Here is a 14,363-nt window from a genome sequence, read left to right as displayed (position 1 = left end):
CCTCGGGTGGCCCGCCCGCGCGGGCGGGCCACCCGAGGCGGCGATCTCACGCGCCCGGCTTCTCCGGGATCGGCACCCAGTTGAACTCCGGGCAGAACCTCGCGTAGGTCGTCAGCTTCCAGGCCGCGTACTCCTCCACCCGGCCCGAGCTGCGCAGCAGGTGCTTGACCCAGGTGTGCGCGATGCGCTCCTCCAGCGTCATGGTGGTGTCGATCTGGTCGAGCATCCGGCAGGCGACGGCGAAGTCCTCGACCGTCAGCGCGCTCAGGTCGATCTCGATGCCCTCCAGGGTGAAGGAGAACACCAGCCGGGAGGTGGAGAAGCGGGTCTTGCGCTCGCCCAGGAATGTGGTGTGGGGCTCCAGGACCTTCCGGAGCCGGTCGCGGTCCTCGACCGGGTAGCCGATGCCCAGGTCCAGGTCGGAGGTCTCCAGGTTGAGCCTGGTGCCGAAGGAGCCGACGTCGCGCGGCTTGTGCCCGGTCCACTCGCTGATCAGGGCGGACGCCTCGGTACGCACCCGTTCCAGGCGCTCGTCGTCGGCGCGCATCTGCTCGTAGAAGGCGCGGGCGCGCTCGAACTCGTCCTCGGTGAAGTCGTTCCGGTCGACCCAGCGCCGCTCGGTGATCGCGTTCAAGTCAAGTTCGGTGAAGGGGGATTGTGTCGTCACGCGACGCACCATACTCACTCCCCGAACCAATTCATCAGCCTTTGCCACTAATTGAGAGATAAGAGGTACTTCCTGTGAGTGCTCCGCAGTCCCCTCCGCGCCGCACCCTCGCCCGCGGCCTGTCCGTCCACCCGATCGGCATCGGCGCCTGGGCCCTGGGCGGCCCCGACCACAACCTGGGCCTGCCGATGGGATGGTCCACCGCCGACGACGACGCCTCCCGCCGCGGCCTGGAGACCGCCTACGAACTCGGCGCGAACCTCATCGACACCGCCGACGTGTACGGGCACGGGCACTCCGAGCGGGTCATCGGCGACTTCGTCGCCACCGTCCCCCGCGACACCGTGGTGCTGTCCTCCAAGGTCGGCTACCACCGCGGCACCGCCCGGCACGCCTACCTGCCCTCGGCAATGCGCCGCCAGCTCGAGACCACGCTGGAGAACCTGCGCACCGACCACCTCGACATCTACTTCCTGCACAACTCCGACTTCGGACCCGACGACCGCTACCTGGACGAGGCCGTCGCCCAGATGCGGGACTTCCAGCGCCAGGGCCTGGTGACCGCGGTCGGGATGCGAGGCCCGCACCGCTACGCCACCGAGCGGGTCACCGTCGCCAAGGAACAGCGCGGCGACAAGTACGCCCGGTTCGCCCACCTCGCCGAGAAGATCCGGCCGGACTACCTCGCGGCCCGGTTCAACGCGCTCACCCCGCCGCCGGCCGCCGGCCGGCCGGACATCTTCGCGCTCGCCGCCTTCCTCGGTGCCAGCGTGCTGATCAACAAACCGCTGGTTCAGGGCCTGCTCACCGGCAAGTACGACCCGGCCCAGCCGCCGAAGTTCGCGCCCGGGGACCACCGGCTGCGCAAGGCGTGGTACACCCCCGGCGCGCTGAAGATCATCCAGGACGGCCTGGCGCCGCTGCGCGAGCGGTTCGGTCACACCTCCGAGGCCCTGATCCGCGTCGCCCTGCAGTACTGCCTGCAGCAGACCGACAACGCCGCTGTCCTCGTCGGCTTCACCCGGCCCGAGCAGGTCACCGAGAACCTCACGGCGGTCGGCACCCCGCTCACCGTCGAGGAGCTCGCCTTCGTCAGCGGCACCCTCGGCCGGCTCCAGCAGACTCTGGACGCCCACAGCGAGGTGTTCCTCGACGAGATGGGCGCCAGCCGATGAGCTCCCCTGCCGAGCAGCTCTCCCTGATCACCCCGGACGAGCCCGCGCACCAGCCGGCCGACGACGCCGTACGGCTGCTGCTGTTCAACACTCAGAACGCCTCCCCGGACCGCGCCCGCCGACAGGCCGCCTGGATCGCCAGCCAGGAGGGCGCGGACACCGCCGTCCTCACCGAGGTGTCCTCCACCCGAGGCGGTGACGCTCTCGTCACCGCGCTCACCGAGCGCGGATACGCCACCGTCATCGCCCCGCAGCCGGCGGAAGCCGACTACCGCACGGTCATCGCCTGCCGCACCGCCGACGCTCACAAGGTGGAGAGCCCGGTCACCGTCACACCCCACCGCGCCCCGGTCGCCCGCGTCACCATCGGCGGCCACGACATCATCGTCCTCGGCCTCTACGTCCCCTCCCGCGGACCCAAGGAGCACCGCAACGTCGCCAAGCGCGCCTTCCAGGACGCGGTCACCGAGGCCCTGCCGAAGCTCCACGCCGCCTACCCGGACATTCCCGTCATCGTGGCCGGGGACCTCAACGTCATCGAACGCGGCCACCAGCCCCCGCACAAGGTCTTCGGCGCCTGGGAGTACGCCTTCTACGACTCCTTCCAGGCCGCCGGCCTCACCGACGCCTTCCGCCACCTGCACCCCGACAAGATCGCCCACTCCTGGTACGGGCGCAGCGGCAACGGCTTCCGCTTCGACCACATCTTCGTCTCCACTGCCCACGTCACACAGGTTCTCGCCTGCGACTACCACCAGGAGGCCCGCGAAGCCGGTCTCACTGACCACGCGGTCATGACCGTTCACTTCCGTCTGCCCGGGCCTGCAGAAACCACGTGAGGGCCCAGGCACCAGCCGCCGCTTCCCCAGTTGAGGAAAGGAACGACCATGACCAAACCGCGCATACTGACCATTGCGAACTGGAACTTCGAAGCCAACGGAAAGGGCGACCTGCACACCCGGCACATCGCGCACCGGAAGCTCGCCAGCCTCGGCGCCAACCTGGTGTTCCGTCAGGAGATGTGGGGTGCGGACAACGACGGTCGCCAGGTGATGCAAGAGCTGGAGCGCCATCTCGGGATGCGCGGCTGGCTCGGCGAGCGCGCCTGCACCGCAATCTTCGCGGACCACAACTTCCAGGTCCTCCGGCAGTGGTCAGCACCTTCCCTGTACGTGCTGCCGCCCACCGCGCTGACGATGCGCTACACCCCCGCAGGACCTGACGCGGCGCCGTTCGTGGCTGTCTCCTACCACCTCAACTACGCCAGCCCCACCAACCGGCTCATCGAGGCCGAGTGGCTGACCACCTGGGCGGACAAGCGGTGGACCACCCCCCAGGGCGGCACTGCGGTCCTGCCGTGCATCAGTGGCGGCGATGCGAACAGCTACCCGCACGCGGACGTCGAAGGCGCCCCGGCGCTGCCGGTCCTGGAGGATATCCAGGACCGGCCGCACCGGCTCCATCGCTCCTACCTCGGACCGGACGGCCGCCGCCTCATGGACACCCGGCCCGACGCGGCGCTGCGCACCGCCGGGCTGGAGGACGTCGCCCGTCACCGAGCCCTGGCGGGCGACCTCAAGGCCGTGGCGCGCACGGTCGATCGATGCGATACCCATGGCCCGGATGCTCGGATCGACCGGGTGTACGTCACGCCCGAGCTACTGCCAGCCGTCCGCGACGTCGACGTGATCGAGGTCCCCCTGGACCTGTCCGACCATCACATGGCCCGCGTGAAGCTCGAGGCGGACGTGCTGGCGGACATCCTCCGGGCGGTATTCGCCGGGGCCGCCTGATGCGCGGGGCGCGAGGCAGACGTCGTCGTCTGGTGGGATCTCTGCGCTGCAGATGCCGTGCGCCGGCTCCGCCCGGTCCTTCCCTCTCGTAAGCACGCCTGACCCGGGCCGGGGTCAGTGCGCCCGGTCTCCAGGGCGCAGGACGCCGACGACGCCCCATCACGTCCTGCCCACTCCGCGCGGCCCGCGGGTCAGGTGACCGGGTTCTCCGGTTCGAACAGACGGCTGAGCACATAACTCCGTACGTGATGGTGCCTCACGAAGTCGTGCGCGACTGGGGGCGTTCGTCTGTGCTTTCCCCCTTGAGAAGGAGAAGTACAGCAACACGTGCTCAGGCCGCGGTTCCAAGCGAGTCCGGGGCTCCAGTGAGGGCTGGGAGTCGGGCGGCCAGGCCGACGGGGCCGAGGTGGGCCAGGGCCCACATGGAGGTGACGTGTCGAGCGGAGGCCCAGATCCCAGCGGTCGGGGGCAGGAACGGGGCTACGGCGATGCCGTGGGTGGTGAAGGGTGCCGGGTCGAGATACGTCATGCCGCCGGTTCCGCACAGATACGTGCTGGCGCCGGCTGCGGCGGTGAGGTCGGCGAGCCGCTCGGATCGCTCTGGCCGGGCGGGCAGTCGGCTTGCGTTCAGGACGCGGCCCGGCCAGCCGATGAGGTCCAGCAGGACGCGGGTGGAGGTCTCGGCGACGGCGGCGGTCCGGCCGGTGTCGAACGCGGCCCAGACCGGCTCCAGGGCCGTCTGGAGGGCGGGCCAGTGGGGGCTGGTCCGGTATTCCTGCCGGATCATCGCTTCGCTCCGCCGCCGGGCTGCGGCCGGGTCGGCGATCAGGGCGTCCCGGATGGTGGTCTGGCGGCCCCGGGGCAGGTGTGTGGGGATGGACAGCCACCGGGTCCGGTCCGGGTCCTCCAGGGCGGCCAGGCGGGTGCGGTGCTGGTAGCCGCGGTGGGCCAGGGCGATCTTCTGGTGGGCCACCGACCAGTCCTCCGGCTCGGCGAGATCTTCGAAGTCGCGGGTCGCGGCCAGCATCACGCGGGTCGCATAGTCGTGCTGGCCGTCCTTGCTCAGCGCGGTCCCCACCCACAGTCGGGACCTGGCCCGGTCGCGGCGGGAGAGTCGGTCGTCGACCGCGAGGTGCTCGTACTGGCGGGCGGCCATCTCCAGCTTCCCGGACATCTCGGCGACCACGGCCAAGGACAGGTCGAGCTGGGCGATGCGGCGGGGGATGGCGAGCTGGGTGAACAGCGATCTGGCGGTCATATACGAGTGCTGGGCGGACAGCGGTCCGACCACGCTGCCCTGGTCGCGCTGGAGGTCGCCGAGGAGGGCGGTCGAGCGGGCGAAGAGATACAGGCCCCGGTCATCGAGCTGCAGCGGGGTGAAGCGGCTGGTCCACCGGCTGATCAGGCTCTCGGCGAAGGTGAAGTCCTGCCGGGACAGGGCGACCACGGCCCGGTCGAGGTCGTCGGTCCACGACTCGTACTCCCAGGCCAGTGGCCCGGTGGGCGTCACCCGCCGGCCTGCGATCTGCATCCCGGGCCGTTCGGCCTCGGACAGGAACGTCTCGAACCGCAGATGGGCGGCGGCATCCGCGCGGGCCAGGGCCGTGTCGAGGATCGCCTGGGTGTCCGGGCGGGGCTCGGTCTTCTCTTTGAGCTTCTCCCACTTGGAGACGGTCCGTACGCCGACACCGAGGTGCTCTGCGAACGCGCGGACGCTCAGCCGCAGCGCGAGCCGGAGTGCCTTGGCCTCCAGCCCGGTCCAGTGGTGCACGGTCGCCACACGTCGCTCCCTTCCCGCCGCCAATCGAAGCACGTCGGGCCCAGGCGGGGGGACGCAAGTGCAACGGAAGTACAACAGACGGTCATTCCCCGGCAGTCGGGGCCGGGCCAGGCTGACCGGTGACAGAAGTTGTCGGACTTTCCTGGATGGTTGCGAACGATGGAGCCCCTCACCGAGCATCGCGGCGTCAGCGGCCCGGTCGTCTATGGCTTCCTGAGGCTGGTGCGCGTCTCCCGGGCCCGCCAGGATGCCCTGCACGACGTTCTGGCCGAGTACTGCCGCCGGCACGAGCTCGACCTGCACGGGGTCTTCACCGAACGGACGGCGGGCACCGAGCGGTCGGCCGCGTTCACCGGCCTGCTGGACGTCCTAGACCTGCATGGCACCTACGGCGTCGTCCTGCCCGCCCTCTCGCACCTGGGGCCGAGGGCAATAGCCGCCCCCCGGCAGGCCCGGATCACCGCTGCCGGCGCCCGGCTGCTACTGGTCCGCGGCCCCCGCGCCCCCCGCACCCCCCGCCCGGCCGCCTCCGGCCCCGCCGGGTCCCCGTCCGGACGGGGCCGCCGCCGCAGTCCCGGCCCCGCCCCCGCTCTGGACCACGACACGTGAGGCCCTCATGCCTGAAGCGACTCAGAGGTTCTTCGAACACCGGCCCGAATCGGTCAAAGCGGCACGTGACTTCACCACCCGGACGCTGAAGGACTGGGGTCTGGATGACACCGGCGACATCCGTCTGGTCGTCTCAGAACTCGCGACCAACGCGCTCGCTCACGGCAGCGATGCCGAGCACGGCTTCCTCGTCCGTCTGGAGGCCCAGACCGACGGGGTCCGTCTGGAAGTCCACGACAGCCGCGACCCTCGCCAGCCCCTGCCCGAACCTGCCGAGCCGGACCCGGCGGCCGAGACTGGCCGGGGGCTGGTGATTGCCGCCGCCCTCGCCGCCCGCTGGGGTGTCACTCCCCGCCAGCCGCGCGGGAAGATCGTCTGGTCCCACTTCCCTACCGTCTTGCCGGCCGCCCTCGTCAGGGCCGGTCAGGAGGTTCGGACGTGCTGACCGGCACCGCGGCCGCGGTCAACATCCAGTTCGTCTGCTGACCCGCCCGCTCGAACCCTCGATCGAGAGGAGCGCGATGCCCAGCCGGTCCCGTCTGGCCCCCAGGCCGCGTGCGGTGATCATGCAGCCCACCACGCAGTGCCTGCCGATGGACTGCACGTACTGCTACCTGCCGTTTAGGAAGATGAAGCACCTGATGCCGGCTGCCGTCGCCGAGGCAGCGGCGCTGGCCGTCAACCGGTGGGCGGCCGACGACCCCGCGTTCGAGGTCGTCTGGCACGGCGGGGAGCCGCTTGCCACCGGCCGTGAGCACCTCGCGGCCCTCATGGCCCCTTTCCGGGGTGTGAAGCACTCCGTGCAGACGAACGCTGCCCTGATCGACGACGCGTGGTGCGAGTTCCTGCTGAAGCATGAGGTGCACGTGGGCGTCAGCATCGACGGTCCCGAGGACATGAACACCCATCGGGTCACGCTCGTCGGCCGCCCCGGGTTCCGTGTCGCGATGCGCGGCATCGACCGGCTGCGCCGGCACGGCATCGCGTTCTCCGCCATCGCCGTTGTATCCGACCCCGGCCCCGCGGACGCGGCCCGCTTCTACGAGTTCTTCGCCGAGCTCGGCGTCACGACCCTGGGCGTCAACGTCGAAGAGACCGAGGGCATCAACCATCACGCGCCCCAGGCTGACCCCGCCCGGTCCGCCGAGTTCTGGGCCGCCCTCGCCGACGCCTGGCGGGGGAACCCCGTCATACAGCTGCGGGAGATGACGAGGGTGATGAACTTCGCCAGCGCCGTCCTCCACGGCCGGGCACCGGGCCCGGCGCCTGTCGACACGCCGTGGGACCCGCTGCCCACCATCGCCTACGACGGCGGCGTGGTCATGCTCTCGCCCGAGCTGGCCGGCTTCACCGACGAGCGGTTCGGTGACTTCACCACCGGCAACGTGCTCCGCGACGGCCTCGACGTCCTCGTGGCGGAAGCCGAGCAGCGCACCCCCTGGATCACCGAGTTCTGGAAGGGCGTGGACGCCTGCCGCGCCACCTGCCCTTTCTTCGCCTTCTGCGGAGGAGCCCACCCGGCCAACCGGTACTTCGAACATGACGGCCGCTTCGACGGGACCCGGACCCGGTACTGCACCACCGCCAAGATCGCCCTACTCGAAGGAGTCGCGCGTCATGCTTCCGCCCACCGCCACTGACCTCGTGATGAACTCGGCCCAGGGCTTCCAGGCGCTCCTGGAGGCAACCGGCACCCGCCCCCTCGCCACCTTCGACAACCGTCCCACCTGGGACAACCCCACGCCCGTGTTCGACAACCGTCCCACCTGGGACGACTGGAGCAAGAAGTCCTAGCCCGCCCTGCCATCCAAGGCGGCCCGGCGAACCGGGCCGCCCTGGAGCAGAACCCAGGAGCACCATGACCACCCGTACCTTCGGCACCGCCACGATCACCGTGCCCGACCTCGACGAGCCGGGCCTCTACCTCACCAACGTCAGCACCTTGGACAACCCGCGGGGCGCCGTACAGGACTTCACCTTCGGTGACGCGGACCTCCGCTCCCTCGAGCTCGCCGATACCCAGCTCATCACCGGCCGCATCCGCGGCGTCCGCGCGCAGCGCGTCGAGTTCGAGTCCCTGAACCTGCACGGCGTCGAGATCATCGGCAGCGATCTCGGCGCGGCCCGCTGGAGGGAGGGCAAGCTGACCCGCGTCGTCATCCGGGACACCAAGCTCCTCGGCGCCACACTCGACGGCCTGGTGCTGGACGATGTGCTGTTCGAGAACTGCAAGCTCGACTACGCGACCTTCACCAAGGTCCGCGCCGCCGGCCCCGTCGCCTTCGCCGGCTGCATCCTCACCGAAGCCACGTTCACCGACTGCGACCTGTCGAACGTCGTCTTCTCCGACTGCACACTGCGCCTCACCGAATTCGGCCCCGGCCGCTACCGCGGTGCCAACCTGCGCGGCAACGACCTTTCCACCCTCCGCGGCCTCGCCCACCTCGCCAAGGTCCGCATCGACCCGGGCCAACAGCACGACCTCGCCCAGGCCCTGGTGAGCGAACTCGAGATCGCCGTCGGAGACGACTGACCCGGAGCGCCGAATGCCGCTGCACATAGCCCTCACCAACCCCGAGGCACTCCGCGAACGCTGCGACGTCTCCGCCGTGCGGACCGCCGACGCGGAGCCCGCCTACGAACCCGGCGCCGTGATTCCCGCTGGACCGTGGCGCCCCATCACCGATGCCGCGGCCCGAGCGCTCAGCGCGCCCACCGCCACGCCGGCGAGCACGCTCGTGGAGATCGTCCGGCCGCCCCTGCCGACACAGGACCGTCTCGACGACCTCGCCCTGCCGCTGGGCGACCCACAGGCCCAGTACCTCGGGCAAGCCCTCGCCAAGCCCGACATGCCCACCACGACCGACAACTACCGAGACGGCCGCCTCATCGGCCTCCACCTCGACAACTGGGACAAACTCCCCTACGAGCACAAGCCCTCTGGTCGGCGCCGCCTTGCCCTCAACCTCGGCCCCGGCACCCGCTACATCATCCTCGGCGTCCTCGATGCTCAAGCCGTCTGCCGCGCCGTCCACCCCAACGACTACGCCCAGCGCTACCCCCACACCGACGACTACCGCACCTACGCCGCCGGCGGGCACGCCCTCCACGTCATACGCATTCGCCTCGCCCCCGGCGAGGGATACATCGCCCCCACCGAGTACCTCCTGCACGACGGCTCCACCGAAGGCCAGGAGGCATCCGCCGTCGCCTTCTGGCTCGGCCACTGGCAGAGCGGAAACCTGCCCTCGCTCATCTGACCCTCCCCGCTGCCGGCGCCAGTCACCTGCACCAGGCCAGATCACCACCTCTTGGTGCCGACCGGCCGGCGGCAGCTTCCGCTCCGACCAGGCTGCGGGAAGACGCGTGACTCGCCTGTCCGCGGCGTCGGGAAGCCAAGAGGCGTGCGGGCCTCCTGCTGACCGCGTACGGCCGCAGCGAACGAACATCGGCGTTTCGGCCAATCCGCCCTCGCTCGCGGGCTCTTACGCGGCAAGGGTCGGTGCACTGCGCACCTTCGAACAGCCGCAGAATTCCGGTGTTCGGAAGCCGTCCGAAAGAACACGTGCTCGAAATCGGTGCCGCGTCGTTGAGCACGCTGACGCCCCCGCCACACCTCCGGGAGGGAACACATTGACGCCAGTCGAACCAGACAGCGACGAGACCGCGAACCCGCCGAAGGACGCCGCGGCGGCCACGACCGGCATCTCGGACGCCGAGCGTGAGCTGTACGGCGGCCGGCTGCGCTACGACCAGTCCTACGTCCGCCACGAAGGGCCGCTGACCCGGTTGGGGTTCGGGCACATGGCGGCGGCGCTGCCCCGCATGGTGGGCATGGTGCTGCGCACCGGCTGGGAGACGGACCCGCGGGCGCTCGCTGGGGTCGTGGCGGCGCAGCTCGGGCAGGGCGTGACGGCGGGCTGGGGGCTGGTGGCGGTCAACAGCGTCCTCACGCAGCTGTTCGCCGACGGTCCGACCGCGGACAAGCTCCGCGAGGCGCTGCCGTCGCTGGCGGTGCTCGCGGTCGCGGCGGTGGCGACCGCGCTGTTGTCGGCGTGGTCGACGGCCATGTCGGGCCGGCTGGAGCCGCAGGTGGAGCGGGTGGTCTCCGCCCGGTACTACACGGCCGTCACCGGTGTGGAGGTGGAGGCGACCGAACGGCCGGAGGTCCAGCGGGTCCTGGAGGCGGGCAAGTTCGGCACGGACTCGGCCCGCAGCATGCTCCGGCTGTCGGTCGGCGTGGGGAACGTGGTGATCGGCATGGCGGCGGCCGCGGTCGTACTGGCATCGCTGCACTGGGCGCTGCTGCCGATGCTGCTGGCCATCGCCCTGCCCAAGGGGTGGGGAGCGGTCCGCTCCGCGCGCCGCGACTACCTCTCGCGCCTGAACTGGGTCGACCACCGCCGGGCGATCGCCTCCCTGCTGGCCTACCTGACCCGCCCGCACGCCGCAGGAGAGATCCGTGTACACGCCGCCGGCACCAAGCTGCTGTCCAGCTACGAGGAGATGTCGAGGCAGACGGAGGCCGAGCAGCGGCGCCTGGCCCGGGCACAGGCTTCCACGGACCTGGTCGCCGGAGGCTTCGCCGGGCTCGCGTCGCTGGCCTGCTACGGGGTGCTGTGGTGGCTTCTGTCGACCGGTGGTCTGCCGCTCGCCGTCGGCGGCACGGCGGTGATCGCCATCCGCACCTCGACGGCGCGGCTCACGTCGCTGGTGCAGCAGGTCAACCGCCTGTACGAGGAGTTGCTGTTCCTCACCGACACCGAGGACGCCATCAAGGTGGCGGGCGAGAACGCCATCCCGGCCTCCGGCCGGCCGCTGCCCTCGCCGGTGCTGGAGGTGCGGACGGAAGGGGTGTCGTTCACCTACCCGGGCGCCGACGGTCCTTCCCTGAAGGGCGTGAGCGTGCGGGTGCCCCGGGGGAAGGTGACGGCCCTGGTGGGCGCGAACGGCTCGGGGAAGACCACCCTCACGAAGGTCCTGGCCGGGCTGCTGCTGCCGTCCGAGGGGGACGTGTGGTGGGTGGGCGAGGCGGGCGACCGGGTCGAGCTCCGCGAGGCCGACCGCGCCCAGGTCTTCCGTACCGTCGGGCTGTTGGCGCAGGACTTCCCGCGCTGGGAGATGACGGCCGCGGCGAACGTGGCCATCGGAGCCGGCGACCGTCCCCGCGACATGGACCGCGTCCGCAAGGCCGCCGAGGAAGCCGGCGTGCTCGACCTGATCGAGGGCCTGCCGCACGGCTGGGACTCGATCGTGTTCAAGGGCTACGAGCGCGGTGTCCAGCTCTCGGGCGGGCAGTGGCAGAGGCTGGGGTCCGCCCGGACGCGGTACCGGCAGGCACCGTTCCTGCTGGTCGACGAGCCCACCAGCGCCCTCGACCCCCATGCGGAGATCGACTCGTTCCGGGGGCTGTGGTCCCTGGCCGAGGAAGGGCACGCGGTCGTCCTCGTCACCCACCGGCTCGCCGCGACCATGCGCGCCGACCACATCTACGTCCTCGACCAGGGACGCGTCGTCGAGGACGGCACCCACGACGAGCTCATGACCCACACGGGCGGCCTGTACCAGGGCATGTTCACCGCCCAGGCCGCCCAGTACGGGCTCGCGCCCACGACCGACACGCTTCCCGGCCCCCGCAGCATGCAGCCCTCCGACCACAAGACGGCGAGCTGACCCACCCGGCGCGACTTCCACAGTCCGGCCCCCGACGTCGAAGGTGAGACGACACCCGTGCCCCCCAGCTCCTCCTCGATCCGTAAGACCGTCCAGGCGTACCTCGGCCGCCACCCAGGCGAACGTGACGCCCTGGCTGAGCTGCTCGCCGCCTTGGACCGGCCCGTCGACGTGACCGCCCGCACGACGCTGCCCGGCCACATCACGTGCAGCGCCGTCATCGTCGACCGCCAGTGCCGGGTCCTGCACATCCGGCACCGGGCCACCGGCCTCCTGCTCACCCCCGGCGGCCACGTCGAGCCCGAGGACCGCACGCTGCTCGCCGCGGCGCTGCGCGAGGTCGCGGAGGAGGCCGGCATCGCGCCGGGCAACCTGTGCCTGACCCGGCAGATGCTCGGCTCCCCGGTCGACATCGACGTCCACGACATCGACGCCAACCCCGCGAAGGGTGAACCCGCCCACCGCCACTACGACGTCCGCTACGTCTTCTACATCGCCGGCGACGAGCCGCCGGCGATCACCCTGCAGAACGAGGAGGTGTCCGGCGCTCGGTGGCTGCCCCTGTCGGAGGTCACCTCGCCGACGCTGCGCGAGAAGCTCCTCCAGGCCCGGCTGGACGGGCAGCCGGAGCCGGTGAACGCGTCCGCGCTCATCCACGACGGGCGGGGCCGGTACCTGCTCCATCTGCGCGACCACAAGCCCGGCGTCATCTGGCAGCCGGGGGCGTTCTCCCTGCTCGGCGGGGGCCGCACGCACGTCGACCAGGACCTTGAGGGCACGTTGCTGCGGGAGCTGTCCGAGGAGGTCCCCGACCTCCTCCCGGAGGGCCTGGAGCCGTATGCCGTGGAGACGGCCACCAGCGTCGACGGCCTCAGCGTCCCGATTCAGGTGTTCACCGGCATCTGGCGCGGCGACCCCGACCGGCACCGGCTTCACGAGGGCGTGCTGTTGCGCTGGTTCGCCCCCGACGTACTGGACCGGCTCCGCCTGAGCCCCGCGACGCGAGACCTCATCCGCCGGCACGCGGCCGAGAACCCTGCGGGCGGCGCACCGCGCGCCGCCGCCCCTCCGTTGCACGAGGGGGGCAGGCGGCCCGTGCTCACCGGCATCGGCGTCCACCTCCACCTGGAGGACGACGAAGGGCGGGTGCTCCTGGGCCTGCGCCACCCCGACGCGGAGTTCGCGGGGAACACGTGGCACTACCTGGCCGGCAAGTGCGAACAGGAGTCCGCGGTCGCGTGCCTGGTGCGGGAGGCGTGGGAAGAGGCCGGGCTGGTCATCAACCCCGCGGACGTGGATCTCGCGCACGTCGTGCACGTCGTCGACGCCCCGGGCGGACCGCCGTTGATGCAGCTCGTGTTCCGCGCCCGCCGCTGGAAGGGAGAGCCGAAGGTCCGGGAGACCGACAAGTGCCTGGGCTGGAAGTGGTGGCCGCGCCACGAGCTCCCGGACCGGCTCGTCTCCTACACCCGGACGGCCCTGGCCGGCATCGCCGAAGGCCGCGCCTACTCCGAGTTGGGATGGTGACCGGCGTGCGCACCTCTATCGGGAGCGGGCGGCGGGCCCGGTCCGTCCACACCCCGGCACCGCTGGGGGTGCCGGGGTGAGCGCCGAGTCCGACGTCATGGTCGTGGCCGGGATCCTGGCGCTGCTGTACCGGATCACGCCGGCCGCGGTCAGTGAGGGCCCGGCGGGAACGGCGACCCGCAACTACGTCGCCGAGGACCGCGAAGGCGGGCGGTGGTTCGTCAAGGCGTACCCCCGTGGGACCGACGTGGAGCAGGAGCGGCAGGCCCTGGCCCTGGGCGAGGCGGCCCGGGCGGCCGGGGTCCCGGTGCCGGCCGTGCGGCGGACGGTGTCCGGCGAGTTGATCGCGTCGGCCGGTGGATTGTCGGTGTCCGTGACGGAGTACGTCGCGGATGCGGAGATGGCTGAGGGCGGGCTGTCCGGCGGCCGGTGGGCGGCGGTGGGCGAGGCCGTGGGCCGACTGCACCGGGCGCTGGCTCGCCACCCCGCCGGACCGCCGCGCCCCGTGGCGGCCCGCGAAGTGTGTGACGTCGCGCGGGCCGGGCGGCGGCTGGAGGAACTCCTCGCACGCTGGGCCGCCGTGCCGCCTGCCCCGGGAGGGTTCGCCGCCTGGTGTGCCCGGACGGCGAAACAGCGGCTTGCCGACCTTCCCGAGGTGGCGGCCCGCCTGGAGAAGCTGCCCGGCTCGCTGACGGCGCAGGTCGTGCACGGTGACCTCGCCTCCCCCAACCTGCTGCTGCGCGGCGAGACGGTCGCTGCGGTGATCGACTTCCGGCCCCCGGGGCATCGCAGTGCCGCCTGGGAGCTCGGTCGGATCGTGCTGGACCCGCGCACCGTGCTGGCCCGCCCGGACGACTGGGTCCCGGGCTTGGCCCGCGCCGTTGACGCCTACCGGACCGCGAACCCGCAGCTTCCGGCCGCAGACCTCCTCGCCGTGCCGCGCGTCGCCGCCGGGTACCTGGCCTGCTCGGTCTATCCCCTGTCCGAGCCGCTGAACGACCCGGCCGCGGTTACCCCGGCCCTGGAGGCGTACGGGCGCGCCCGGCACGAGGCCGCGGACGTGCTGTGGGAGCGCCTGGACGAGGCCGAGGAGGTGCTCCGTGACGTCCTGCGCTGAGACCCCCGCCCCACCTGCTCCC

General features: G+C 71.5%; 14 protein-coding genes. 12 read left to right on the top strand and 2 right to left on the bottom strand.

The features are described from left to right. Positions 1 to 46 precede the first annotated feature (46 nt). Positions 47 to 667: a hypothetical protein gene (locus tag ABZ078_RS40050; protein ID WP_356583450.1), complete on the bottom strand. Its 621-nt coding sequence runs from the start codon at positions 665 to 667 to the stop codon at positions 47 to 49. Between the two features lie 74 nt (positions 668 to 741). Between ABZ078_RS40050 and ABZ078_RS40045 the strand changes: the two genes are divergently transcribed. The 3 genes from ABZ078_RS40045 to ABZ078_RS40035 are packed head-to-tail and all read left to right on the top strand — an operon-like array spanning position 742 to position 3,635. Further along, positions 742 to 1,842, top strand: coding sequence for an aldo/keto reductase (locus tag ABZ078_RS40045; protein WP_356583449.1), 1,101 nt, complete (start codon positions 742 to 744; stop codon positions 1,840 to 1,842). Beyond that, complete coding sequence (locus ABZ078_RS40040; protein ID WP_189905192.1) at positions 1,839 to 2,681, top strand: endonuclease; 843 nt, start codon at positions 1,839 to 1,841, stop codon at positions 2,679 to 2,681. Before ABZ078_RS40045 ends, ABZ078_RS40040 begins: the two co-directional genes overlap by 4 nt. A gap of 48 nt (positions 2,682 to 2,729) precedes the next feature. Beyond that, the gene (locus ABZ078_RS40035) at positions 2,730 to 3,635 is read left to right on the top strand and encodes an endonuclease/exonuclease/phosphatase family protein (RefSeq protein WP_189905194.1); all 906 of its coding nucleotides are present in this window, start codon (positions 2,730 to 2,732) and stop codon (positions 3,633 to 3,635) included. A 331-nt stretch (positions 3,636 to 3,966) separates the two neighbouring features. Here ABZ078_RS40035 and ABZ078_RS40030 read toward each other — a convergent pair whose 3' ends face one another. Next, positions 3,967 to 5,415, bottom strand: a complete 1,449-nt coding sequence (locus ABZ078_RS40030; RefSeq protein ID WP_356583448.1) for a WbqC family protein — start codon at positions 5,413 to 5,415, stop codon at positions 3,967 to 3,969. Between the two features lie 159 nt (positions 5,416 to 5,574). Here ABZ078_RS40030 and ABZ078_RS40025 point away from each other — a divergent pair, with 159 nt between their 5' ends. The 9 genes from ABZ078_RS40025 to ABZ078_RS39985 all read left to right on the top strand — a co-directional run bounded on the left by ABZ078_RS40025 (position 5,575) and on the right by ABZ078_RS39985 (position 14,341). Further along, positions 5,575 to 6,024, top strand: a complete 450-nt coding sequence (locus ABZ078_RS40025) for a hypothetical protein (RefSeq protein ID WP_189905202.1) — start codon at positions 5,575 to 5,577, stop codon at positions 6,022 to 6,024. A gap of 7 nt (positions 6,025 to 6,031) precedes the next feature. Further along, positions 6,032 to 6,469 carry an ATP-binding protein gene (locus ABZ078_RS40020; protein WP_189905204.1) on the top strand — a complete coding sequence of 146 codons (438 nt, stop codon included), beginning with the start codon at positions 6,032 to 6,034 and terminating at the stop codon, positions 6,467 to 6,469. Between the two features lie 76 nt (positions 6,470 to 6,545). Beyond that, the gene (gene amcB / locus ABZ078_RS40015; RefSeq protein ID WP_189905206.1) at positions 6,546 to 7,664 is read left to right on the top strand and encodes a cyclophane-forming radical SAM peptide maturase AmcB; all 1,119 of its coding nucleotides are present in this window, start codon (positions 6,546 to 6,548) and stop codon (positions 7,662 to 7,664) included. Beyond that, positions 7,642 to 7,818: a multiple cyclophane-containing RiPP AmcA gene (amcA, locus tag ABZ078_RS40010; RefSeq protein ID WP_189905208.1), complete on the top strand. Its 177-nt coding sequence runs from the start codon at positions 7,642 to 7,644 to the stop codon at positions 7,816 to 7,818. The genes amcB and amcA overlap by 23 nt, the downstream gene beginning before the upstream one ends. Positions 7,819 to 7,882: 64 nt before the next feature. Beyond that, positions 7,883 to 8,557: a pentapeptide repeat-containing protein gene (locus ABZ078_RS40005; protein ID WP_189905210.1), complete on the top strand. Its 675-nt coding sequence runs from the start codon at positions 7,883 to 7,885 to the stop codon at positions 8,555 to 8,557. A gap of 13 nt (positions 8,558 to 8,570) precedes the next feature. Further along, entirely contained in the window at positions 8,571 to 9,284 is a 714-nt protein-coding gene (locus tag ABZ078_RS40000; protein WP_189905212.1) for a hypothetical protein, read from the top strand. Between the two features lie 481 nt (positions 9,285 to 9,765). Next, positions 9,766 to 11,697, top strand: a complete 1,932-nt coding sequence (locus tag ABZ078_RS39995) for an ABC transporter ATP-binding protein (RefSeq protein WP_189905236.1) — start codon at positions 9,766 to 9,768, stop codon at positions 11,695 to 11,697. Positions 11,698 to 11,754: 57 nt separating this feature from the next. After that, positions 11,755 to 13,224: an NUDIX domain-containing protein gene (locus ABZ078_RS39990; RefSeq protein WP_189905214.1), complete on the top strand. Its 1,470-nt coding sequence runs from the start codon at positions 11,755 to 11,757 to the stop codon at positions 13,222 to 13,224. A 76-nt stretch (positions 13,225 to 13,300) separates the two neighbouring features. Further along, positions 13,301 to 14,341, top strand: coding sequence for a phosphotransferase enzyme family protein (locus ABZ078_RS39985; RefSeq protein WP_356583447.1), 1,041 nt, complete (start codon positions 13,301 to 13,303; stop codon positions 14,339 to 14,341). The last annotated feature ends 22 nt before the right edge of the window (positions 14,342 to 14,363 follow it).

Source organism: Streptomyces sp. NPDC006385 (assembly GCF_040612485.1).
GTDB lineage: Bacteria > Actinomycetota > Actinomycetes > Streptomycetales > Streptomycetaceae > Streptomyces.
Note: the sequence above shows the minus strand (reverse complement) of the source record. Positions and strands in the feature narration are given on the sequence as shown.